Source organism: Marinomonas sp. BSi20584 (assembly GCF_002792415.1).
Taxonomy (GTDB): domain Bacteria; phylum Pseudomonadota; class Gammaproteobacteria; order Pseudomonadales; family Marinomonadaceae; genus Marinomonas; species Marinomonas polaris.
The window spans coordinates 1-22,621 of record NZ_KZ454893.1 but is presented as its reverse complement, the minus strand read 5'-3'; the positions used below and the strand labels follow the sequence as shown (position 1 = coordinate 22,621).

19 protein-coding genes and 4 tRNA genes are annotated in these 22,621 nt (G+C 43.5%); 14 read left to right on the top strand and 9 right to left on the bottom strand.

All coding sequences use genetic code 11. The features are described 5' to 3' along the window. Nucleotides 1–60: 60 nt before the first annotated feature. From TY87_RS19060 to TY87_RS19035, 6 genes are all read right to left on the bottom strand, one after another. Nucleotides 61–2,160 (bottom strand): TonB-dependent siderophore receptor, encoded by a 2,100-nt coding sequence (locus tag TY87_RS19060; RefSeq protein WP_100188275.1) that lies wholly within the window; start codon nucleotides 2,158–2,160, stop codon nucleotides 61–63. Between the two features lie 94 nt (nucleotides 2,161–2,254). Beyond that, nucleotides 2,255–3,064, bottom strand: coding sequence for an ABC transporter ATP-binding protein (locus tag TY87_RS19055; protein ID WP_100188274.1), 810 nt, complete (start codon nucleotides 3,062–3,064; stop codon nucleotides 2,255–2,257). After that, nucleotides 3,061–4,101 (bottom strand): FecCD family ABC transporter permease, encoded by a 1,041-nt coding sequence (locus tag TY87_RS19050; RefSeq protein WP_100188273.1) that lies wholly within the window; start codon nucleotides 4,099–4,101, stop codon nucleotides 3,061–3,063. Before TY87_RS19050 ends, TY87_RS19055 begins: the two co-directional genes overlap by 4 nt. After that, nucleotides 4,098–5,120 (bottom strand): FecCD family ABC transporter permease, encoded by a 1,023-nt coding sequence (locus TY87_RS19045; RefSeq protein WP_100188272.1) that lies wholly within the window; start codon nucleotides 5,118–5,120, stop codon nucleotides 4,098–4,100. Before TY87_RS19045 ends, TY87_RS19050 begins: the two co-directional genes overlap by 4 nt. Further along, nucleotides 5,117–6,094: an iron-siderophore ABC transporter substrate-binding protein gene (locus TY87_RS19040; protein ID WP_100188271.1), complete on the bottom strand. Its 978-nt coding sequence runs from the start codon at nucleotides 6,092–6,094 to the stop codon at nucleotides 5,117–5,119. The genes TY87_RS19045 and TY87_RS19040 overlap by 4 nt, the downstream gene beginning before the upstream one ends. 133 nt (nucleotides 6,095–6,227) lie before the next feature. After that, the gene (locus TY87_RS19035) at nucleotides 6,228–6,977 is read right to left on the bottom strand and encodes a helix-turn-helix domain-containing protein (protein WP_100188270.1); all 750 of its coding nucleotides are present in this window, start codon (nucleotides 6,975–6,977) and stop codon (nucleotides 6,228–6,230) included. A 172-nt stretch (nucleotides 6,978–7,149) separates the two neighbouring features. Between TY87_RS19035 and TY87_RS19030 the strand changes: the two genes are divergently transcribed. Next, a complete protein-coding gene (locus TY87_RS19030; protein WP_100188269.1) occupies nucleotides 7,150–8,322 on the top strand; it encodes a coiled-coil domain-containing protein in 1,173 nt (390 codons plus the stop codon). 21 nt (nucleotides 8,323–8,343) lie between these two features. On the opposite strand, the gene nhaR is transcribed toward TY87_RS19030, so the two are convergent. Further along, nucleotides 8,344–9,240: a transcriptional activator NhaR gene (gene nhaR / locus TY87_RS19025; protein WP_100188268.1), complete on the bottom strand. Its 897-nt coding sequence runs from the start codon at nucleotides 9,238–9,240 to the stop codon at nucleotides 8,344–8,346. A 125-nt stretch (nucleotides 9,241–9,365) separates the two neighbouring features. Here nhaR and TY87_RS19020 point away from each other — a divergent pair, with 125 nt between their 5' ends. Further along, complete coding sequence (locus TY87_RS19020) at nucleotides 9,366–9,779, top strand: HPF/RaiA family ribosome-associated protein (protein WP_072840615.1); 414 nt, start codon at nucleotides 9,366–9,368, stop codon at nucleotides 9,777–9,779. 209 nt (nucleotides 9,780–9,988) lie between these two features. Here the strand turns inward: TY87_RS19020 and recX are convergent, their stop codons facing one another. Further along, entirely contained in the window at nucleotides 9,989–10,438 is a 450-nt protein-coding gene (gene recX / locus TY87_RS19015) for a recombination regulator RecX (protein WP_100188267.1), read from the bottom strand. A gap of 197 nt (nucleotides 10,439–10,635) precedes the next feature. On the opposite strand from recX, the gene TY87_RS19010 reads away from it, so the two are divergent. From TY87_RS19010 to TY87_RS18970, 9 genes are all read left to right on the top strand, one after another. Further along, a complete protein-coding gene (locus TY87_RS19010) occupies nucleotides 10,636–11,889 on the top strand; it encodes a D-amino acid dehydrogenase (RefSeq protein ID WP_072840613.1) in 1,254 nt (417 codons plus the stop codon). 30 nt (nucleotides 11,890–11,919) lie between these two features. Continuing rightward, nucleotides 11,920–13,017 carry an alanine racemase gene (gene alr, locus TY87_RS19005; protein ID WP_100188266.1) on the top strand — a complete coding sequence of 366 codons (1,098 nt, stop codon included), beginning with the start codon at nucleotides 11,920–11,922 and terminating at the stop codon, nucleotides 13,015–13,017. A gap of 225 nt (nucleotides 13,018–13,242) precedes the next feature. Continuing rightward, nucleotides 13,243–15,861: an alanine--tRNA ligase gene (gene alaS, locus TY87_RS19000; RefSeq protein ID WP_100188265.1), complete on the top strand. Its 2,619-nt coding sequence runs from the start codon at nucleotides 13,243–13,245 to the stop codon at nucleotides 15,859–15,861. Nucleotides 15,862–15,921: 60 nt separating this feature from the next. Next, nucleotides 15,922–17,163 (top strand): aspartate kinase, encoded by a 1,242-nt coding sequence (locus TY87_RS18995; protein ID WP_072840610.1) that lies wholly within the window; start codon nucleotides 15,922–15,924, stop codon nucleotides 17,161–17,163. A gap of 145 nt (nucleotides 17,164–17,308) precedes the next feature. Beyond that, nucleotides 17,309–17,497, top strand: coding sequence for a carbon storage regulator CsrA (gene csrA / locus TY87_RS18990; protein WP_072840609.1), 189 nt, complete (start codon nucleotides 17,309–17,311; stop codon nucleotides 17,495–17,497). Between the two features lie 58 nt (nucleotides 17,498–17,555). Next, a tRNA-Ser gene (locus TY87_RS18985) sits at nucleotides 17,556–17,645 on the top strand. Nucleotides 17,646–17,714: 69 nt separating this feature from the next. Further along, nucleotides 17,715–17,791: transfer RNA gene (locus TY87_RS18980), tRNA-Arg, on the top strand. A gap of 58 nt (nucleotides 17,792–17,849) precedes the next feature. Then, nucleotides 17,850–17,926 (top strand) — tRNA-Arg (locus TY87_RS18975). Nucleotides 17,927–17,980: 54 nt separating this feature from the next. Continuing rightward, a tRNA-Arg gene (locus tag TY87_RS18970) sits at nucleotides 17,981–18,057 on the top strand. 67 nt (nucleotides 18,058–18,124) lie between these two features. Here the strand turns inward: TY87_RS18970 and TY87_RS18965 are convergent. Beyond that, nucleotides 18,125–19,138 (bottom strand): tRNA dihydrouridine synthase, encoded by a 1,014-nt coding sequence (locus TY87_RS18965; protein WP_100188264.1) that lies wholly within the window; start codon nucleotides 19,136–19,138, stop codon nucleotides 18,125–18,127. Between the two features lie 149 nt (nucleotides 19,139–19,287). On the opposite strand from TY87_RS18965, the gene TY87_RS18960 reads away from it, so the two are divergent. Genes TY87_RS18960 through TY87_RS18950 form a run of 3 tightly spaced genes read left to right on the top strand, consistent with a single transcriptional unit; the run spans nucleotide 19,288 to nucleotide 22,572 of the window. Then, entirely contained in the window at nucleotides 19,288–19,539 is a 252-nt protein-coding gene (locus TY87_RS18960) for an OadG family protein (RefSeq protein WP_100188263.1), read from the top strand. Nucleotides 19,540–19,580: 41 nt separating this feature from the next. Next, a complete protein-coding gene (gene oadA, locus TY87_RS18955; protein ID WP_100188262.1) occupies nucleotides 19,581–21,380 on the top strand; it encodes a sodium-extruding oxaloacetate decarboxylase subunit alpha in 1,800 nt (599 codons plus the stop codon). Between the two features lie 19 nt (nucleotides 21,381–21,399). Then, nucleotides 21,400–22,572: a sodium ion-translocating decarboxylase subunit beta gene (locus TY87_RS18950; protein ID WP_100188261.1), complete on the top strand. Its 1,173-nt coding sequence runs from the start codon at nucleotides 21,400–21,402 to the stop codon at nucleotides 22,570–22,572. Nucleotides 22,573–22,621: the final 49 nt, after the last annotated feature.

Here is a 22,621-nt window from a genome sequence, read left to right as displayed (position 1 = left end):
ATGGGTGTCCATACTGGCTAAATAAAAGGGATGGTGTTCGATTTATTGTCTTACGGCTGTTTACCAGCTGTGGTTTAAAGTAAGGGTTATATCTCGGCCTGGGTTATAGAAATCCGCTGAACCAGAACCCGCAACGTATTCTTTACCAAGTAAGTTACTGATGTTCATAGAAAGTTGGGTATCTTGTGTAACCTCATAGCCAAATGAAGCATCTATTATTACTGCGGATTCACTTTTCGAATCGTTGGTATTGGTGAAGTAGTAGGAGCCGATGTAACGAGCTCCTAGACCGACAGACATATCTTGGCGTGGAAGTGTGTAATGCCCCCATACAGAAGCGGAATGCTTTGGTGTGTATGAGATCGTTTTGCCTTCGTAGGTATCATCTTTGGTAATCTTTGGCTCCATGTATGAGTAACCACCAGAGATGCTTAAATTATCGGTTAACTCCGCGCGAGCTTCTAGATCTACCCCTTTCACTTGGTTCTTGCCAATGGTTTCGCGAATGATGCCGCTACTTTGGAAAGAGGCGGTTTCTACATTGCTTTTTTCAAGATCGTAAACAGCAATAGAGAATAGGGCGTTCATATTACTTGGTGAGTATTTAACACCGACCTCAGTTTGGTCGCCGCGGACGATTTTTGTACTCGTCGCTGATGGCGGTGCTACGGATTCTACTTGGCTTATGTAGGCAGACACTTCATCGTTAAATTTATATGTAAATGCCGAGCGGAAAGTGTCTTCTGAAAAGTCATTTGAAGATTTTGTCTCGGTCAAATAGTTCATTTGACTAACATCAATGTCGTCGTGTCTAGCGCCAATAGTAAGAATGTATTTATCATCTAATGCGAAGTTCTGCTGAATTAACACGGCTTTTGTTTGGTAATCAGTTTTTGTGTTTCCGTAAACTGGCGTGTTTGTAGGGGCACCAGAATAAATAGGATTATTAATATCAATACTTGAAGCGCTTCCATAGTAAGTAGTGGAATCTGTCGTCGAATCTTGATACTCGATACCAAATACAGTACTGCTATCTAGGCGATCAAAACTAATGTCATATTGCCCTAACAAGTTGCCATTGAACTGCTCTAATTTAGAGTCTTGGGCGTAGTAGTCGCGTCCCATAGTGGTTCCAGACGTGTCAGCAGAGTATTTGCTTAGGTACAAATAACCAAAGCTGTCTTCAGCATCACTGTAGCGTAAGTTTGAAATGACTTTAAAGCCATTATCAAGCTTGTGGGTAATATTGGCGCTGATGTTGGTTCGCTCTACATCGTGGGAATTATAATCAGGTTCACCATAAAATAGGCTGCTGTTATAATTTTTGCCAGCAGGATAGCCGCCGCTGTTTGGTGATGAATCGGTTTTTAGGTAGTCAACAATTAGGTTGGCTCTGGTGTTGTCATTAGGCTCCCAAGCAAGGCCGCCCATGATGAATTGTGAATCATCTTTTGAGTGATCGTATTCTCGGTCACTGTCTTTTACCTTGCCTGTTAGTCGGTAGGCTAGGTTTTTGTCTTCATCAAGTGTGTCGCCAACATCGATACCCATTTCTTTATGGTCGTTAGAGCCATATGTAACGAAGGCATTATTAAAGCGATAGAATTTTGGTTGTTTACTCACAAAGTTGATGGATCCACCTGGATCAGCAGGGCCGAATAAGGTGGAGTTCGCACCGCGGATTACCTCGACACGCTCAAAAGCATAAGCATCTTCTCTGATGCCTCTCATGGAACCAAGAGTGAGTCCATCTCGATAGGTTGTGGCGCTAAAACCACGAATTTGGAAATAATCGTTTCTGTCATCTGTGCTGTAGTAACCTGTCACTGTGCCTGGTGTATATTCAAGAACTTCTTCTGTGGTGCTGGCGCCACGTTGCTTGATTTCTTTTTCAGTGATGACAGAGACAGACGCTGGCGTGTCTTGAATGCTGGTAGCGACTTTGCCGCCGACCCATAGTTCTTTGGCCACAACTGATTCTGAGTCATCATCGGCTATAGCTTGATCATTCACCATGATAGGGGAAAGTCGAAAGGTGCCTGCCTCATTTTCTGTTTCTGCATACCCAGCAATTGGTGTGAGTGCGGAGCAGCAGAAAAGTGTCGCGACAGCGCAGTGGCTTTGCTTTAACTTAAAGGGAAGAGCGCTTTTCTTGTTCATTTTTGGTTCCTCTATAACTTCATAATATAAAAATAGTATTGCTAATGATTATTGATACGTATTTGTTATGGATAAGGGTTTCAGTCTGCTTTGCTTAAGTGTGTTTTATTCTCTTGTGTCGTCCAATTGGCAAAACCATTGGGCTGCCGGAAATAGGGTCTGTAATGACTTGGCTCTGGAGGCCAAACACAGCGTGAATCATGTTTTCTGTTACCACCTCGTTTGGTGCTCCATTGGCAAAGACTTGACCTTGTTGTATGGCGATAAGCTGGTCTGAATAACGCGCTGCAAGATTAAGATCGTGCAATACCAATACGATGGTGGTGCCACGGGTTTGGTTTAGGTCGACAAGCAGGTCAAGTACTTCAATTTGGTGAGCAACGTCCAAGAAGGTGGTCGGTTCGTCTAATAGCAATATGTCGGTTTCTTGCGCTAATGCCATGGCGATCCAGACGCGCTGGCGTTGTCCACCGGATAATTCGTCTATTTCTCGGTCCAAAAGCTCTGTGGTTTTGGTGGTTTCTAGTGCTTTGGTAATGGCTTCATCGTCTTCTTTGCGCCATCGTGACAGGAATCCATGATGGGGATGTCTGCCTCGGCTGACTAGATCGCTGACTGTGATGCCTTCTGGTGCAATGGGTGATTGGGGCAATAAACCAAGCGTTTGCGCTAGTTGTCGTGTTGGCGTGTTGTGTATCGATTTGCCATCAAGTAAAACTTGACCACTAGACGGTGATAATAAGCGTGACATAGTGCGTAATAAGGTGGATTTTCCGCAGGCATTGGCGCCAATGATAGATGTAATTTGACCGAGATTAATGTCTATGTTGATGTCATTAAGGATGTTTTTTTCACCATAACCTGCAGCAAGATGATCGACAAGGAGTTGGTGTTTTAGTGTCATAGTGAGCCACCTTTACGATTAACACGAATAATAAGATAAATAAGGTAGGGCGCACCTAAAGCGCCAGTAATCACGCCGACAGGGTAACGACTCTGTAGCAAGAATTGTCCGATGTAATCACCGCCCATCACTAAGCAAGCCCCAACTAAACCGGAAGGAATCAGCAAGGAACCATTGTTCTTTACTAGGCGTGCTGCAATTGGGCCTGACAAGAAAGCAACAAACGCAATAGGCCCTGTTATCGCGACTCCCACCGCAATAAGTCCTACCGCCGACACTATGACAGTAAGGCGAGTCATGCCGACTCGAACACCCAGTGCGTGGGCGGTATCGTCACCCATTCTTAATGCTTCTAAATCTCTGCTTCGACTTAGTAAAAATCCACCAAATATCAATAAAGAAATGATTAGCGGTAAGGCTTGATGAATTTGTGCGGAGTTCACACTACCACTGAGCCAGCGCATGGCTTCTTGACGGTCCCATGCTTGGGCTTGTGATAGTAAATACACAATAAAACTTTCAATCATCGCTGAGACGCCAATACCAACCAGAATAAGTCGAGCACCTGACGCACCATTTCGATAGGACAAGCCGTAGACCGCTAAGGCGACCAATAAGCCTACGGCGATAGAGAAGAAGGCCACGCTAGTGCCATCCATATGTAGCATAATAATGGCAAATACCGCGGCGGCGGTCGCACCTGAACTTACTCCGATAATATCGGGGCTAGCCAATGGGTTTCTCAGCATCACTTGGAATGCCACGCCAGCCATACCAAAACTCATGCCGACGAGAAGAGAAATAATGGCTCTTGGTAGGCGTAACTGACCAACGACAAAAGAGGCACCAGGAACGTTTTCACCCAGTAAAACGTTTATGACATCTTGTGGCGGTGTAAAGGATTGCCCCAAGCTTAAGGTGATTGAAAACGCAGCGACAGCCAATAAGCAAAGTAAGCTAGCTACGTATTTCCAGCGCTTGGATCGTTTTTTTCGTCCATTGGTAACGCGTGCGAGCGTCGAGTTTGTGTTAATCATAACTCTCTCACCCGTTGTCGACGGACAATCCAGATGAAGAAAGGTGCGCCAACAAAGGCGGTCACAACACCAACTGAGAGTTCACTTGGTCTTGATATAATGCGTCCTAACACATCCGCACTTAATAATAAGCATGCGCCGACAAGCGCTGAAAAAATGAGCAGCCAGCGGTTATCTACGCCGACAAGCAGTCGACATAAATGAGGAACCACGAGACCAACAAAGCCGATAGGGCCACAAATAGCCGTTGTTGCTCCGCACAGAAGTACCGCAGATAACCAAGCTAAAAGACGAATCCTAGTTACATTTTCTCCCAGTCCAGCGGCAATATCGTCTCCGAGTGCAAGCGTGTTTAACTTCCTAGCAATAAATACACTAAGTAAAAAACCAACGATTAAGAAGGGCAAAACTAGCTGGATGCTATCAAACGTGGCGCCACCGACGCCGCCAATTTGCCAAGAGTTAACGCTGCCGGCAATGTCATTTCTTGGCAAGACGACAGCCACAATAAAAGAAGACAGCGCAGCAGAAGTGGCGGCACCCGCCAAAGCGAATTTGAGTGGGGTGGATTTGCCGTATCCTAGCGAACTAATGAAATAGACGAAGATGGCTGTTATGCCTGCCCCCAATATGGCAAGCCAAACATAGGTTTGCAGTTGGTTAATACCAAACCACGCCAGCCCAATAACAACAAAGAAAGCGGCACCCACATTAACGCCAAGAATCCCAGGGTCGGCTAATGGATTGCGGGTCACACTTTGCATAATGGCACCAGATAATCCCAAGGCGCAGCCCGCAAAAATGGCGAGCACTGTGCGTGGTAGGCGCATGGTCACAGAGGCTTCTCCCATGGTGTTCATTTGGCCTTGTAAGGCGCCTATTATTTCCTGCCAAGTAACCTCCCTCGTGCCAATGGCAATAGAGGAAAAGCACAACAGCAGTAAAGCGACTAGGACGACGAATAAGGCAATGGGCTTCTGTTGTAAAAGGCCTTTATGTTTGGAATTGTTCTGGCTCATTTGGCTTTACGAGCCGCTTCTGCAAGCGCTTGAAGGTAATCATCTAACACCCAGGTAATAGACAGTGGCGTTGGATTAGCTGCAGTCGCCATTTTGCTATTGCCCAGCATGACAATAGAGCCATTTTTAACCGCACGCATTTTTGACATAAGTGGGTTTGATTCTAAAGGCGCCAGCAACTCTTCATTGCCATAGGTAACGAAAATGTCTACGTCGTTAAACATGTCTATTTGCTCAATGCTGCTTTCGCCAGAGAAGAGCCCATCTTTACTGATGTCTTTGATACTTTGAGGTGAGTGCATGCTTAGATCATCAAAAAATTTCACACGGGTATCATTGGCGCTGTAAAAGCGAATAACACTTAAATCGGTCGGATCAAGATGAGTGATAAACATGGCAGATTTACCTTTTAACTCTGGGTATTGATCAACACGCTCGGCGATGTCTTTTTCAATGCTGGCAATGAGTTCTTCGCCTTCTTCCGCCATTCCCAGCCCAGCACTATTAATGCGAATCATACTGCGCCAGTTGGTAGACCAAGGCTTGTCTGGAAAAGCAACGACAGGCGCTATCATGCTTAGCGTGTCGTAATCGGATTGGCTTAAGCCGGAGTAAGCCGCCAGAATAACGTCGGGTTGTGTTGCTGCGACCGCTTCGAAATCGATTCCATCGCCTTCATCAAACAATACGGGCGTCTTAGCATTCAGTTTTTTAAGTCGTGCAGTCACCCAAGGCAATAAACCATCGTTATCGTCGTCTCCAAATGTGGCGGCAGCAAAACCAACGGGAACGATACCTAGAGCAAGTGGTACTTCATGGTTTGCCCATGCCACAGTTGCCACGCGTTTTGGTTTGTGGGTAATGGTTGTTGAGCCGAAAGCGTGTTGAATCGTAATAGGGGAGCGTACGTTGTCCGCGGCCCATGCATTATTTAAAAATATAGAAACAATGGTAATAACAATAATCATCTTCATATTGTGTTTGTGCCATGCCAATCAAATAGAGTGCTAAATAAAGGAACGAGGTCGTTAGGAATTACAATGCAATGAGTGAGTTTTTATGGGAATGAAACTCATAATCAATTGTAAAGCGAGTCGGATGATAGAGTTAATCTTCAGAATATAATTGTATAAATCGGTCGTTTTCGTCTTGAGCCAGTTGCTTAGGTGTCAGGCTAGAGTATTTTTTGATCAATTTTATATAGTGAGATTGGTCGTTAAAACCTTCTTTGGGAAAGAGTTCGCCCACTTTGAGTGAGTCGAAGCTGTGGCGAAACCGCAAAATGTCACAGTAGCTTTTTAGCGGTAAGCCAAGCCACTTAGTAAAGTATCGATTGATTTGGCGACTGCTCCAATTGGCTGCTTGAGATATTTCAGTCACTGTTATTGAACCATGTGTCTTATAAATCAGTTCTGACATGACTTTTTTTCGAGGGTCTATTGGCGCTGTCAGCTGGGACGCAAAATACAAACTGAGCTTATTAGCAAAAGTATCCAGGCTTTTTAGGTCGTTTAGTTCTATACCCGCGAAGCCAATGTCGAGTGTAATGCGATGATTCAGAATGTTGGCGACAGAGGTGCTCAATAAATGCTCAACGGCTAATATTTTTAAGCGAACCCCCAGTAATACTGACTGTTTTGGCATGACGCCCTGCTTAGCGTCTGTTTCTAGTCCTACCAAGGATATGTGCAGCGGATATTCGGCATTGTGGAAAAAGTACAAATCAATCCCGCCATCAGGGAAGGTGGAAAGTTCTTCATCTTTATCGCTTGGATTTTCGATCATCCAAAAGCTTTCAACGAATGGAGCTAAGTCGTCGCTTGGTACTAATGACGTTAGTTGAATGGTCTCTTTCATTACCTAATCGCAAAGTTGGAGGTGAGTGTTGCGCGTTCGTTCCTTCGATGGCTACTTTAAATTTAAGTAGATAGTATAACGATTAAAAAGCGATCTTCTAGCTTCAATTGAGATAGATTCGTATTAACTCTTAGTTGTTATTATGAGGCACTGGGGATAAAAGAGGTGGTAGATGATCAAGCAACAAAGCAAATTCAACGGTTATTACATTGCGATCCTGCTGGCAATTGTTTTTTCTTGGTGGGGCTTTTTAGATACTAAAGCGTCCGACTATGTTTCCTCTTCCTTAGTGCAAGCGTTAAGTGCATTTGGCTTGGCTAAGTTGTTTAACGCCACCGTTTCTGTATTGCAAAGCATCCAAATCAGTGTGTTCGTCAGCTCCGTTACTATTGGCGAATTATTAGATCCCTTTAACGACATGGTGGAAGACTTCTCAGGTGTAATGAAGGTGGCTGTGTCGTCGCTTATTTTCCAAAGTATTCTGCTAAAAATCATTGCTACAGTGTATTTCAAAGCCTTTGTGACCTTGTCGGGTTTACTGTTTGGTTACTTGTATTGGGTGAAAAGTCGTTTTATCGAAGTGGCTTATAAAGTGTTTGTCACAGCTGTGGGCGCGAAGTTCTTATTGGTGCTGGTGGTTTTGTTATCGGCGTTGGTCGATGCCTCATTTTTGAATGAAGAAAAGACGCAAACCATGGATAAAATACAAGTGCATTCAGACGAAATGAATGAAGTGACAACTGGCTTAGGTGTCGCTGCGGATCTAAAGCAATCTCTTGATATAGACAAACAGACGTTACAAATCAAACTGGACGATCTGCAGAGCGAGCTGTCTAACCATGATGCGCGTTTAGATGAATTAACTGTTCAGAATGAATCTCTAAATCGTCAAATATCGGCACGTAAAGATACGTTATCAGCCTTAGATATTTTGTTTAATAACGATGAAATACTAGCGGGTCTACGAACACAGCAAAGCGCCCTGAGTGATGATAGCCAGCGTACAGAACAAAACATCAAAACCTCGAAAAATAAGATAAATGCCTTGCAGCAATCCATTGATGATCTAGGCAACCTGACCTTAGAAGACCAAGGTTTTTTCGCGTCCATCAAACAAGGCACTTTTGGGCTGAGCCATTTTAAAGACAAGATCAGCGAGTATGTGGAAACGCTAAATGGCTTGGTAAACGACTTCCTCACACTACTGGCGTTGTTTGCCTTCAATACCGTGTTGATCCCAGTATTGTTTCTTTATCTGGGTGCAAAAGGCTTCAAATTAGTCTGGCAAATGAAACCGTCTGACCTGATAGAACGAGCCAAACAAGGCGTAAAAGAGAGCCTATAAAACGCTGCTATTTGTGTTTTGCTATTTATGTTTTAGCCAGCCTTTCGCCGCGTCAGTAATGGCAACAAGAGCGGGGTTGGAAAGGCGTTGTTCGGTGGCAATAGCGAAGAACTGCTCGCGTATTTCTTCCGTGCTACCTATGACTTCGACTTGAAACTGCTGCGCTACTTCATTAGCAATGGCCGATGGCACTATAAAGACGCCTGCGCCAGCTTGGCCGAAGGTTTTCATTAACGCTCGATCATCAAATTCTCCCATGATTTTCGGATGGATATGGTGTTTTTCTAGCCATTGTAGGAGTTGGATTTGTATCAAAGATTGATCACTAGGAATTAGAAACGGCGTGCCTATAAGGTTCTTTGGAAAGTCTATATGACCTTTTTCAACTAGGTTTGGTGCCGCCATAAAAGACGTACCACATTCACCTAAGAAGTGATTAAAACCACGCACACCCAAGTGTTGTGGAATTGGGCCATCGGCGATAATAAGATCCAATTTATGCAACGCCAATTCGCCCAATAAATCTTCTAAGCTGTTTTCTTTGCAGACAAGTCGTATCGGATCTTCTAACTCCATAGCTGGAGCCAATAGCCGATAAGCAATGGATTTTGGTATCGAATCCGCTATGCCGACGCGCAGTAATTGTGTTCTATCAGTCGACGCGATACGCACAGATTGTTCCAGCTCACTGCCCAAAGTAAAAATCTCATCCGCGTAACTCAGTACCATGCGGCCAGTATCGGTCAGTTCTAAGTTACGTCCAATCTTGTTAAAAAGATCTTTGCCTAATTGCTCTTCCAGTAAGCTGATCTGTCCACTGATAGTCTGGGGCGTAATATGCAAGTGTTCACTGGCTTTTGTAATGCTGCCTTGCTTTGCCGCCATCCAAAAATAATGCAAATGTTTGAAATTGATCATAATTCACCGACACTTCGAAAAAAGCTGACTATTTACATAAATAATTCGATTATATCTTATGGGTTTTTATGAGTAAGTTGAAGTTTCCAACATAACTTACTCATTCATGAGTAAAGGAGAAGAAGATGAGAATCAAGGTACAAGCACGTCGTCTAGCTCTTACTAAAAGTTTAAAAGCCTATGTGAAGCGCCGTCTTAATTTTGCATTGAATTCCCGTTATGACAATATTCAAAGAGTGACCGTGACGCTTACCGACGTTAATGGTCCTAAGGGTGGTGAAGATAAACACTGCCAAGTATTGGTCAAAATTAATGGCCAAAAAGAAGTAGTAATTAGTGAGCAGCAAGCCGATATGTATTCCGCTATAGACAGTGCGGCCAGCCGCACGAGTCGAACCGTGACAAGACGTATTGAGCGACTACAACACAAAGCCACGCGATTAAAAGCTGCTTTCCATAAAATGAGACCGCAGAAGAAAATGCCTCGCGACATCTATGAAGAATACGAAAACGAATATGGCTACTATCAGCATGCCTGAGTGATAGCTAGAAAGCGTTATACTAGATAATCGAAATTCCCGTTTTAGGCGAACCAATTAATAAGGTTCGCCTTTTTTGTTTTTTCAGTTAGTGACGTTGATAACTTTGGGAGCGCTGATGACCTAATCTAAGAGCTTAAATAGGGCGGCGAGTTATAATATAAAGCGAATCAAATACAGGGGGGAATAGCTTGGTTCTGAAAGTTGTATTAGTCTTGCGAAGATACTGCGTATTTTATTTGTTCAAAGTCAAATCCACGATATTGAAGGTAGCGTGATTGTTTGGCTTTTTCTTTGAAGTCGGTACTGATTTCCTCTCCGAATCTTCTTTCCTTAAGTTGCTTTGCTAACTCAAACCAATCTGCATTTGCTTCTGATAGAGCTGTTTTTGCTAACTCGCTATTGATACCTTTTTGTATTAGTTCTTGCTGAATCCGGCTTGCTCCAAGAGGTTTGCTTAGTCGGCTCCTTACAAATATTTCAGCGAAGCGCTCATCATTGAGATAGTTCATTTCTTCAAGGCGTTCAATTGTTGCGCTGATCTCTTCTTCCTCGTGCCCTTTCGTTTTTAATTTTGTGACTAGCTCTTGTTTGCTGTGCTCTCTGTGACTTAGCAGTGACAAGGCTTGGTCGAATATTGATGTCTGGTGTTCTTTCATATCTATATCTCTGCTTGTCTTGGTTGAGAGGTTATTTTATCAGCTGAATGGGGTTTTTACATTTTGTTTTTAATTGACTGTATTTTTTATATTTTTTGGTTTTTTATTCTTTATTGTTAATATAAATAAGATGATAAAACTGCATATCTTGTGTGATTATGGGTGATGTGACTTTTATATTTATTTGAGGTTTTTCTATGCGTGTTTGCGTGTTGGGTGCGGGTGTTGTTGGCTTGACTTCAGCCTATTATTTGGCGAAAAAAGGCTTTGAGGTGACAGTGATTGATCGTCAAGAAGGTGTAGCTCTTGAGACTAGTTTTGCTAACGCAGGGCAAATTTCACCTGGCTATTCTGCACCTTGGGCAGCGCCTGGCATTCCACTTAAGGCTATTAAATGGCTAATGCAAAAACACGCGCCATTAAAAGTTAGTGCTGATCCTGAGCTTAAAAAATTAGCTTGGATGGGGAAGATGTTGGCGAACTGTAATGAAAAAGCCTACGACGTGAATAAGTCTCGTATGGTGGCATTGGCGGAATACAGCCGTGACCAGTTCATTGCTATGCGCAAAGATATTGGTATTAAGTACGATGATGGGCAAGGTGGTTTGACTCAGTTATTTCGTAAGGATGAGCAAGTTGAAGCGTCCGAAAAAGATATCAAGGTGCTAAAAGCCTTGAATGTCCCACATCAAGTGTTAACGCCAGCACAAATATTAGAAGTTGAGCCTGGACTTGCTCCGGTAATTGATAAGTTTAAAGGTGGACTTCGTCTGGTCGGAGATGAAACCGGAGATTGTTTTGTTTTTTGCCAAGAGTTGAAGAAACACTGTGATGAATTAGGCGTTAAATTTAAATTTGGCGTAGCGATTGATCGCTTGGTCGTAGAAGGTGGTAAAATACGCGCCGTTAAAACCGATCAGGGTGACTTTGAGTTTGATAATGTCTTGGTGTCCATGGGGAGTTATTCAAAAGAGTTACTAAAAGCGATCGATATTTCTATTCCTGTTTACCCTGTGAAAGGTTATTCCTTAACTGTGCCAATTACGGATGCGCAATTTGCTCCTATTTCTACGGTGATGGATGAAACCTACAAAGTTGCAGTGACTCGACTAGGTGGTCGTATTCGTGCCGCAGGCACTGCAGAGTTGAATGGCTATAATCTTGATTTGCCAAAAGTGCGCACAGAAACTATTACGCATGTTGTTCATGACTTGTTTAATCAGGGTTGTGAGTTGTCCCAAGCGGACTACTGGACAGGACTTCGTCCAATGACACCAGATGGCACGCCTGTTGTTGGGCGTACAGGTATTGATGGTTTGTATTTGAATACCGGTCATGGAACATTAGGTTGGACGATGAGTTGTGGCTCTGCGGCAGTGATCGCTGACATTATGTCTGGCGATAAAACGGATATCGATTCGCAGGACCTTTCCGTACAACGTTATAAGTAATACAACGCTTTAAAAGTTTAAGGGGCGAAAATGGCAAGGCCACTCACGGCAACGGTAGATTTGGAAGCGATCCTACAAAACTACCGCTATGCAAAAAAGTTACAGCCAACTTGTAAAGCGTTTGCTGTTGTTAAAAGCAATGCGTACGGACATGGTGCGGTTGAAGTGTCGCGTTATTTAGATAAAGAAGTAGATGCTTTTGCAGTGGCAGCGATTGAAGAAGCCATTGCTTTACGAGAAGCAGGCATTGTTTCTCCTATCTTGTTGTTGGAAGGTGTATTTGAAGGTGAGGAGTGGGCGCTATGCGAGAAGCATGGTTTTTGGTCTGCTCTAGAAAATGCTCAGCAACTGGATGAACTACAAGCTAGCCATGCCAAAATTGAAAAGGTTTTCCTGAAGCTAGATTCAGGCATGCATCGTCTTGGGGTTGATAAAGAAACCGCGCCAGTGTTTGTTTCGGCGTTAAAAGACAGTGGCCAAGTGGGTGAGGTCGTTTTAATGACGCATTTTTCTTGTGCGGATGATTTGTCAGATTTAACGACTATGCAGCAGTTGGCTTATTTTGAACAAGCGCGTCAGTCGATTGGTGACATTGAAGCCAGCGTGGCGAACTCTGCGGCAATTATGAAGTGGAGCGTGCCTGAAGGTGGTTGGATTCGTCCGGGTATCATGTTGTATGGGATTTCTCCTTTTGCTGAAGTGAGCGGTCGAGCAGTGGGCTTGCGCCCAGCGATGACCTTGTCGTCCAAGGTGATTTCAACACGCAAACTTAAGCAAGGTGACAAAGTCGGTTATGGTCTTGGGTATGTCGCTGCAGAAGATCACGTATTGGCGACGGTTGCTGTGGGCTATGGCGATGGCTATCCTCGTCACGCAGTAAATGGTACCCCGTTGCAAATCGATGGAAAGCCCGCTTGCCTAGCAGGTCGTGTGTCCATGGATATGATTACGGTGCGTATGCAAGACTTTGCCGCTGAGCCTGCAATGGGTCAAGAGGTAGTGCTTTGGGGTGGCGATGTGCCCGTCGAAGAAGTCGCTGATTACGCTGGTACTATTGGTTATGAGCTAGTGACCAGAATGACCGCGCGACCTCATTATCGTTATATTCGCGGTGAAGGTTCTCAGTAATGCCTTTCTAGAAATATCAAGCAAAAGTAGGTTTACATCCGTAAATTCTACTTTTGCTTAAGTTATGCACAAAATAAGCTTTAAATTACTGCGGTTTCTTTTGAAAACACCTATCCTTTGCGTGTACTATTTTGTGCTTTTCGTTGCATCGAGTTGGCACGTACTAATCTGCCATTCACGCAATCCAATTCGTCCAGAAAAATAGAGATAGAGACTCATCCCATTATGAAGAGTTCTGAGTTACGCCAGTCATTTTTATCGTACTTTGAAAGTAAGCAGCATCAGATCGTAGAATCCAGTTCATTGGTTCCTGGAAATGATCCTACATTGCTGTTCACCAACGCTGGTATGGTCCAGTTTAAAGATGTGTTTTTGGGAGAGGATCTTCGCCCATACTCACGAGCAACGACGTCTCAGCGTTGTGTTCGAGCGGGTGGTAAACACAATGACTTAGAAAACGTCGGTTATACCGCGCGTCACCATACGTTCTTTGAGATGTTGGGTAACTTCAGCTTTGGTGATTACTTCAAAAAAGAGGCGATTCATTATGCGTGGGAATTTCTAACGGTTGTATTGAAATTGCCAACTGAAAAGCTGTTGGTAACAGTTTACGCAGACGATGATGAAGCGTTTGATATCTGGAACAAAGATATCGGTCTTCCTGCAGAAAAAATTATCCGTATTGGTGATAATAAAGGCGGCCGTTACCAATCTGATAATTTCTGGGCGATGGGCGATACAGGTCCTTGTGGTCCTTGTTCTGAAGTGTTTTATGATCATGGTGAGCATATTTGGGGTGGGCCTCCAGGTTCACCTGAAGAAGACGGCGACCGTTTCATTGAAATCTGGAACGTTGTTTTTATGCAATTTAATCGTTCTGCTGATGGCACTATGGCGCCATTGCCTAAGCCTTCTGTTGATACTGGAATGGGCTTGGAGCGTATCGCGGCGATTTTGCAGGGCGTTCATAGTAACTACGAAATCGATTTGTTCCAAAATCTGATTAAAGCAGCGGCACAAGTGGTTGGTACTCAAGATCTGAGTGCGCAGTCTCTTCGAGTTATTGCTGACCACATCCGTTCTTGTTCCTTCATGATTGTTGATGGCGTGATTCCATCAAATGAAGGTCGTGGTTATGTTTTGCGCCGTATTATTCGTCGAGCGATTCGTCACGGTAATAAGCTTGGACAAAAAGGTGTGTTTTTCCATAAATTGGTGGAAGCACTTGATGTCGAAATGGGTGAAGCTTACCCAGAGTTAACGAAATTAAAAGAGCGAGTTGCTTCTATTCTATTAAAAGAAGAAGAGCAGTTTGCCAAAACCCTTGATCAAGGGATGAAGATTCTTGAAGAAGCGATCTCTGAACTAGGTGACCAAAAAGTTATTCCTGGTGAGACTGTTTTCAAACTTTACGACACTTATGGTTTTCCTGCGGATTTAACCAACGATGTTGCGCGTGAAAATGATCTAGAAATAGATGAGGCTGGATTTGAAGTCGCGATGGACGCACAGCGTGCTCGCGCTCGCTCAGCCAGTAACTTTTCTATGGATATGTCGAGCGGCGTTAAATTGGACTCTGTTACAGAATTTACTGGTTACGAGAATCTAAACGCTACCTGTGAAGTTGAAATGATCCTCGTTGATGGTACTTCAGTTAAAGCTATCGAAGCAGGTCAAGTTGCGGCAGTGATTTTGAAATCTACTCCTTTTTATGCGGAATCTGGTGGTCAGGTTGGCGATCAAGGTTGGTTACGTGGTGCCGGTGCTTTCAAAGTATCTAGCACAACTAAACAAGCTAAAGCACATCTGCATTACGGTGAGCTAAAAGAAGGTCGTTTGGCGGTTGGTGATCAGGTGACTGGCGAAGTGGATCGCACTTTGCGCATGGCGACTACATTGAACCACTCTGCTACTCACTTAATGCACGAAGCACTGCGTCGTATTTTGGGTGATCATGTTTCGCAAAAAGGCTCTTTGGTAAATCCTGAGCGTTTGCGTTTTGACTTCTCTCATTTTGAAGGCGTTACGGCGACAGAAATCGAGCAAATTGAAGACATGGTTAACGAACAGATTCGCTTAAACCGTCCGGTAGAAACAGACATCATGGATGTTGAATCTGCTAAAGCGAAAGGCGCGATGGCGTTGTTTGGCGAGAAATACGATAGCGAAGTGCGAGTATTGACGATGGGTGCCGATTACTCGATTGAGTTGTGTGGTGGTACTCATGTTAGTCGTACAGGCGATATTGGTTTCTTTAAAATTATTACAGAAAGCGGTATTGCTGCTGGCGTTCGCCGTATTGAAGCCGTGACAGGTAAAGTGGCAATTGATACAACGCGCCAGACTGAATCTGTGCTGGATGGCATTGCAAGTCTTGTCAAAGGCAATAAAGACAGTGTGTTAGACAAGGTGGTTGCCTTAAACGATCATGCGCGCAGCTTGCAAAAAGAATTGGATGTATTGAAAGGTAAAATGGCAGCTTTAGCTGGCGCTGATTTGGCTTCTCAGGCGGTAGATATCAGTGGCGGTAAGTTGTTGGTTGCTCAGGTTGAAGTAGAAGATCCAAAAGCGTTACGTGATTTACTAGATGAGCTGAAAAGCAAGCTAGAATCGGCAGTCATTTTATTGGCTGCGGTTAATGATGGCAAAGTAAGTTTGATTGCTGGCGTAACCAAAGAGTTGACTAAAAACGTGAAGGCTGGGGATCTGATTAAAATGATTGCGCCTTATGTTGATGGTAAAGGTGGTGGTCGTCCAGATATGGCTCAAGCTGGTGGTAACAATCCAGATGGATTATCTGCAGCTCTTGAGTCAGTGCCTGGTTGGGTAGCTGAAAGAGTTTAAATTGAATCATTCCTTAAGAGCTTTGATTTCGGCTTTTTTGATTTAAATAGTGGAAAAATTATGGCGTTGTTAGTTCAAAAATACGGCGGCACCTCGGTAGGCACAATAGAGCGTATCGAGGCAGTTGCAGATCGAGTGTTAAAGCATAAGCAACAAGGTGATGACATAGTGGTTGTGGTTTCAGCCATGAGTGGTGAAACCAATAGGCTGATTGCTCTTGCGAAAAGCATCAATGCTTCACCAAGCGCGCGTGAAATGGATGTGCTTTTGTCTACCGGAGAGCAAGTTACTATTGCTCTTTTGTCTATGGCGTTGATGAAGCGTGGTCTTGATGCTCGTTCTTATACTGGCTCTCAGATTCGTATTACTACTGACAGCGCTCATGGTAAAGCTCGAATTCAAAAAATTGATACCGAAGCAATGCGCGCAGATTTAGACGCTGGACGAGTGATTGTGGCTGCTGGTTTCCAGGGAGCGGATGAGTTAGGCAACATTACGACATTAGGTCGAGGTGGCTCTGATACCACCGGTGTTGCGCTTGCTGCCGCTTTGAAGGCGGATGAGTGTCAAATCTATACCGATGTGGATGGTGTTTATACGACGGATCCTCGTGTTGTAGATAGTGCTCGACGTTTGGATAAAATTACTTTTGAGGAAATGCTAGAAATGGCTAGCCTTGGCTCGAAGGTGTTACAAATCCGTTCCGTAGAGTTTGCTGGTAAATATCAAGTGCCACTTAGGGTGCTGTCCAGTTTTGTTGAAGGTGAAGGTACGTTGATTACAACTGAGGGGAGTAAGGGTATGGAGCAGCCAGCGGTTTCTGGAATTGCGTTCAATAGAGATGAAGCAAAATTAACATTGAAAGGAGTTCCTGATATTCCAGGTATTGCTTCTCGTATTCTTGGTCCTATTAGTGATGCCAATATTGAAGTAGACATGATTGTTCAAAACGTATCTGTGGATGGTACAACAGACTTTACCTTTACCGTGCATCGCAATGAATATGATCAAGCTTTGTCTACCTTGAATGTTATCGCGAAAGAGCTTGGAGCGAGTGCTGTGCTCTCTGATGCCAAGATTGCTAAGGTGTCTATTGTCGGTGTGGGTATGCGCTCTCATGCAGGTGTGGCGAGTACTATGTTTAAAGCTTTGGCTGCGGAGTCTATTAACATTCAGTTGATTTCTACTTCGGAAATTAAAGTGTCAGTCATTATCGATGAAAAATACATGGAGTTGGCGGTTCGTGCATTGCATTCCGCTTTCAAATTGAATGAAACGGCATCAGGTGTTCGAGAAGCTTAACAATTGGATACATAAAACCCTGTAGTTATGGATGGTTTAATTTTTATTGAGAGGCTACAATTAGCTTTGTAGGAATTGCCCTACAAGATTTGTCGGGCAATTCATCTTAATAAATAGTTAAAGGCAATTACAGGGAGATATTCTTATGCTTATTCTTACTCGTCGTGTTGGTGAAACTTTAATGGTTGGTGATGAAGTTTCTGTCACTGTATTAGGTGTAAAAGGAAATCAGGTACGCATTGGTATAAATGCACCTAAAGATGTGTCTGTTCACCGTGAAGAGATTTATCTTCGTATTCAGAAAGAGCAAGACGAACAAATTTCTGAAGATTAATTTCTAAAAAAGCCTTTACAAGACAAATGTGTCGTATATAATGCGCCCCACTTGTTACGGAGAGTTGGCCGAGTGGCCGAAGGCGCGCCCCTGCTAAGGGTGTATGGGTTAACACTCATCGAGGGTTCGAATCCCTCACTCTCCGCCATTTCAAGTTTGTCTTTTGAGAGTTTACTCTCTGAGCAAAAAGGCAGGAATNTGAGTAAAGTTTTGTTTTGCACCAGTAGCTCAGCTGGATAGAGTACTCGGCTACGAACCGAGCGGTCAGAGGTTCGAATCCTCTCTGGTGCACCATTCCAAAAAAAGTATTTTAAGAGATATTCTTTAAATACTGTGAGTAAAGATTTGTTTTGCACCAGTAGCTCAGCTGGATAGAGTACTCGGCTACGAACCGAGCGGTCAGAGGTTCGAATCCTCTCTGGTGCACCATTCTTAAATCTCTAAAAAAATATTTTTTTGTTATATCTGAAAGAAATATCATATGCACCAGTAGCTCAGCTGGATAGAGTACTCGGCTACGAACCGAGCGGTCAGAGGTTCGAATCCTCTCTGGTGCACCAATTCTAGTTATCCTCTAAGATTCTTTATACTCCTTAAGTTAATTTATAAACTCCTTATTTTAATCTCTTATTGTATTTTTGTTATTATGCCTTCGAATGTTTGTGTTAGCTCATTCACGCTTTTGCAGCGTCGTAATGTCTGAAGGTTTTCTTTAACTTCCGCAAAACCAAACCGTAAGTGTCCACACCATTGTTTCAATCTGCCAAGTGTAGCGACTTCGTCATAATATTCTTGTAGTTCGGTGCTATAGCCTGCAAAGAGTTTGTTTAGAGTCGTCAAGTCTATTGTATTATTTTGTCCGTTTAGTCCAGCTCTTATTTGTTGAAATACAAATGGGTTGTTGAGTGAGCCACGTCCAATCATGAAGTGCTTGCATCCTGTAATGGATTGGCAGCTTAAGAGTGATTCTGTATCTGTAATGTCTCCATTGGCGACGACAATCATGCTTGTCTTATCTTTAATTTCGCCTATTTTTTCCCATCTTGCTGGTGGTTTATAACCATCTTTTTTAGTGCGCCCATGTATCGTGAGAGTGTCAACACCAGCGGCCTCAATGGCGGCTACGTTATCAAATAGTAATGCTTCATCTTCGAAACCTAAGCGAATTTTCGCTGATACAGGAATTTCGCTCGGCAGTATGTTTCGGATTGCGCTCATGATGTCATAAAGTGCATCAGGGGTTTGTAATAAAACAGAGCCGCCACCGTGACCATTTACGCGTTTTGCTGGGCAGCCAAAATTTACATCGATGTGAGTGGCTCCGGCTTTAGTTGCATTCAAGGCGCTTTCCGCCATAAGTTCTGCGTTACTACCTAGTAGTTGAGTGTGAACTGGATGGTTATGTATTGTTCTTGCTTTGTTAGTGTTTTCTGGAGCAAGGCGTTTGAATGTTGTTGCGGGAATGGGGTACTGGGTGACCCTGATGAATTCCGTAACTAAGTAGTCCATGCCGCCAATTTGCGACAGCAATGCTCTCATTGTGTGATCCATGACACCTTCCATCGGTGCGACGGCCAGTACAATGCTATTGTTATTCGTTGAAGTTTTTAGGGTGGTGGCTGTTTTTAGGGAATTGTTCACGAAATAAGTCTAACTGTTATGCAATAAAAATATGAAACTGTTCTGGTTTGTGGTAAAAAACTAACTATCAAAAATAAACAGCGCTCTTGGGTGTGCATCTGATCACATTAGATCTGTACAAACAAGACGAGAAAAAAGGTAACGATACTATGAATGGGTTACTAGAAGATGGTGTGGGGTTGATGGTGTTAGGGATGGGCTTTGTATTCCTGTTTCTAGTGGTGTTAATTTTTGCGACAGGTTACATGTCGCGACTACTAAATTATTTGTTTCCTGAAGTACCTGTTGTCGTAGCGTCAAAGCCTGCTTCTAAAAATCTTTCTTCTTCTGGTGTGGATGCGCAAATGACTGCGGTTATTACTGCTGCTGTTCATCAACACAGAAACAGTAAAAAATCTTAATTTTCTAATACTAACTCTTCTAATTTCTTTGAGGCTGAAACATGACAACAACAAAGCAACCTCTTGGCATTACTGATGTCGTTTTACGTGATGCTCACCAATCCTTGTTTGCAACGCGTATGCGCATTGACGATATGCTTCCAATCGCAGAAAAACTTGATCAAGTCGGCTTTTGGTCGCTTGAATCTTGGGGCGGTGCGACATTTGATTCTTGTATTCGCTTTATTGGAGAGGATCCTTGGGAGCGTATTCGTGAATTGAAAAAAGCTATGCCAAAAACGCCTCAGCAGATGTTGTTGCGTGGGCAGAATTTGCTTGGCTACCGTCATTATGCTGACGATGTTGTGAATAAGTTTGTTGAACGTGCTGCCTTTAATGGTGTAGATGTTTTTCGAATCTTTGATGCGATGAATGATCCGCGCAATTTGGAGACGGCGATTAAAGCAGTTAAGCAGCAAGGTAAGCATGCTCAAGGGACGATTTCTTATACTAAGAGCCGAGTTCATACCACTAAGAACTGGGTGGATTATGCAAAAACGCTTGAAGATATGGGGGCGGACTCCATCGCTATTAAGGATATGTCTGGCATTTTGACTCCATATGATGCCTTTGAATTAGTTAGTTTGTTGAAAGCTCAGACTCAGCTGGAGGTGCAATTGCATGCGCACGCTACGTCTGGTTTGTCAGATATGACGATTTTGAAAGCTGTTGAGGCTGGAATAGATCGAGTTGATACAGCTATTTCTTCTATGTCGATGACTTATGGTCATAGTGCGACAGAATCTGTGGTTGCTGCGCTGCAGGGTACAGATAGAGATACAGGTTTAGATTTAGAATTATTAGAAGAGATTGCGGCTTATTTTCGTGAAGTTAGAAAGAAATATGCGAAATTCGAGGGCTCCCTTCGAGGTACAGACTCCCGCATATTGATTGCTCAAGTGCCTGGCGGCATGTTGACTAATATGGAAAGTCAGCTTAAAGAGCAAGGTGCAGCAGATAAGTTTGACGAAGTGTTAAAAGAGATTCCAAAAGTTCGTGAAGACTTGGGGTTGATTCCACTTGTCACGCCTACTTCTCAGATTGTTGGTACTCAGGCGGTTTTGAACGTCCTTACTGGTGAGCGATATAAGTCTATTTCAAAAGAAACAGCAGGTATTTTGAAGGGTGAGTATGGTGCGGCTCCTGCTGAATTTAATAAAGAGTTGCAAGCGCGAGTTCTAGATGGGGCAGAGGCGATCACTTGTCGACCAGCTGACTTATTGTCACCTGAAATGAATAAACTGACTGAAGAGTTGCTTGGTCTTTCAAAAGAAAAAAATATTCAGTTGTCTGATGATCAGATTGATGACGTTTTAACGTATGCCTTGTTCCCTCAGATTGGTCTTAAGTTCTTACAAAATCGTGGAGATGCAAGTGCTTTTGAACCAGCGCCGACGCTTGATGATATTGTTGATAGTAAGCCCGCTGCTGCAAGTGCATCTTCTAATGATGCGAGTGTCTATACCGTTTCAATTTCTGGACAGAGTTTTGTTGTTCAGGTGTCTGAAGGTGGCGATGTTAGTAATATTCAGCCAGTAGCTAATGTTCCAAGTGCTCCAGCTCAGGCGCCTTCGGCTCCTGCTGCGTCATCTGGTGAAGATGTTCCTTCTCCATTAGCGGGTAATATCTTCAAAGTGCTTGTGTCTTCAGGTCAGCAAGTTGAAGAAGGTGATACTGTGATGATTCTTGAGGCAATGAAGATGGAGACAGAAATATCTGCGCCTAGATCCGGTGTCGTTGGTTCCATTAATGTAAAAGAAGGTGACTCCGTGCAAGTTGGTCAGTCACTTCTTACTTTGTAGTTGAAGGAATCAATCGAAAATGGAAAACAAATTATTAAATCTTTATCACGACACAGGAATTTACCAGCTGGAGCTTGGTCAGTTTGTGATGATCTGTGTTGGTTTGCTGTTGGTTTATCTGGCAATCAAAAAAGGTTTTGAGCCACTTCTGCTTTTACCTATTGGTATTGGTGCGGTTCTAGTCAATATTCCTGGTGCTGGTTTTATGGCAGCACCGGTTTATGATGCAACTGGTCACATGGTTTCTCCAGGTGGTCTTCAATACTATATTTATCATGGTGGTATTGAGACAGGGTTGTTTCCATTGATTATCTTTATGGGTGTTGGGGCTATGACGGACTTTGGTCCTATGCTTGCTAACCCAAAAACATTACTGCTTGGGGCTGCTGCTCAGTTTGGTATCTTTGCTACGGTTATTGGGGCTGTTTTATTAAGTGCGTCCGGCATTATGGATTTCTCATTAGCGGATGCTGCGGCAATTGGTATCATTGGTGGCGCGGACGGCCCGACGGCTATCTTCGTTGCTAGTAGGTTGGCGCCTGATTTGCTTGGTGCGATTGCTGTAGCGGCTTATTCCTATATGGCGTTAGTGCCACTTATTCAGCCGCCAATCATGCGAGCGCTAACAACTAAAGAAGAGCGTTCGATTAAGATGGAGCAGCTTAGGCCTGTTACTAAGAAAGAGAAAATTGTTTTTCCAATTGTAGTGACTATTTTGGTTGCGATGTTTTTGCCATCTGCAGCGCCTCTGCTTGGAATGTTCTGCTTTGGGAACTTGATGCGTGAATGTGGTGTTGTAGACCGTTTAAGTGATACGTCTCAAAATGCTTTGATTAACATCGTAACTATCTTCTTGGGTTTAGGTGTCGGTTCAAAGTTAAGTTCAGAGGCTTTCTTGAATTTAGAAACGCTAGGGATTTTGAGCTTAGGCTTGATTGCATTTTCTATCGGCACGGCTGCAGGTGTATTGATGGCGAAGTTGATGAATAGATTCTCTAAAGATTCCATTAACCCATTGATTGGTGCTGCTGGTGTGTCGGCCGTTCCTATGGCTGCGCGCGTGGCGAATAAGGTTGGTCTTGAAGCGAACAAGCAAAACTTCTTATTAATGCATGCGATGGGTCCTAATGTTGCGGGTGTTATAGGTTCTGCTGTGGCGGCTGGTGTAATGCTGAGTTACGTCGGTGGTTAGTGTTTAATTGCCAGTTTTCAAAAAGACACTCCGGTGTCTTTTTGTTTAT

Bases quoted from the DNA above. Each gene is read 5' to 3' on its own strand.
- TY87_RS19060 (WP_100188275.1), bottom strand. From the start codon at position 2,160: ATGAACAAGAAAAGCGCTCTTCCCTTTAAGTTAAAGCAAAGCCACTGC.
- TY87_RS19055 (WP_100188274.1), bottom strand. From the start codon at position 3,064: ATGACACTAAAACACCAACTCCTTGTCGATCATCTTGCTGCAGGTTAT.
- TY87_RS19050 (WP_100188273.1), bottom strand. From the start codon at position 4,101: ATGATTAACACAAACTCGACGCTCGCACGCGTTACCAATGGACGAAAA.
- TY87_RS19045 (WP_100188272.1), bottom strand. From the start codon at position 5,120: ATGAGCCAGAACAATTCCAAACATAAAGGCCTTTTACAACAGAAGCCC.
- TY87_RS19040 (WP_100188271.1), bottom strand. From the start codon at position 6,094: ATGAAGATGATTATTGTTATTACCATTGTTTCTATATTTTTAAATAAT.
- TY87_RS19035 (WP_100188270.1), bottom strand. From the start codon at position 6,977: ATGAAAGAGACCATTCAACTAACGTCATTAGTACCAAGCGACGACTTA.
- TY87_RS19030 (WP_100188269.1), top strand. From the start codon at position 7,150: ATGATCAAGCAACAAAGCAAATTCAACGGTTATTACATTGCGATCCTG.
- nhaR (WP_100188268.1), bottom strand. From the start codon at position 9,240: ATGATCAATTTCAAACATTTGCATTATTTTTGGATGGCGGCAAAGCAA.
- TY87_RS19020 (WP_072840615.1), top strand. From the start codon at position 9,366: ATGAGAATCAAGGTACAAGCACGTCGTCTAGCTCTTACTAAAAGTTTA.
- recX (WP_100188267.1), bottom strand. From the start codon at position 10,438: ATGAAAGAACACCAGACATCAATATTCGACCAAGCCTTGTCACTGCTA.
- TY87_RS19010 (WP_072840613.1), top strand. From the start codon at position 10,636: ATGCGTGTTTGCGTGTTGGGTGCGGGTGTTGTTGGCTTGACTTCAGCC.
- alr (WP_100188266.1), top strand. From the start codon at position 11,920: ATGGCAAGGCCACTCACGGCAACGGTAGATTTGGAAGCGATCCTACAA.
- alaS (WP_100188265.1), top strand. From the start codon at position 13,243: ATGAAGAGTTCTGAGTTACGCCAGTCATTTTTATCGTACTTTGAAAGT.
- TY87_RS18995 (WP_072840610.1), top strand. From the start codon at position 15,922: ATGGCGTTGTTAGTTCAAAAATACGGCGGCACCTCGGTAGGCACAATA.
- csrA (WP_072840609.1), top strand. From the start codon at position 17,309: ATGCTTATTCTTACTCGTCGTGTTGGTGAAACTTTAATGGTTGGTGAT.
- TY87_RS18960 (WP_100188263.1), top strand. From the start codon at position 19,288: ATGAATGGGTTACTAGAAGATGGTGTGGGGTTGATGGTGTTAGGGATG.
- oadA (WP_100188262.1), top strand. From the start codon at position 19,581: ATGACAACAACAAAGCAACCTCTTGGCATTACTGATGTCGTTTTACGT.
- TY87_RS18950 (WP_100188261.1), top strand. From the start codon at position 21,400: ATGGAAAACAAATTATTAAATCTTTATCACGACACAGGAATTTACCAG.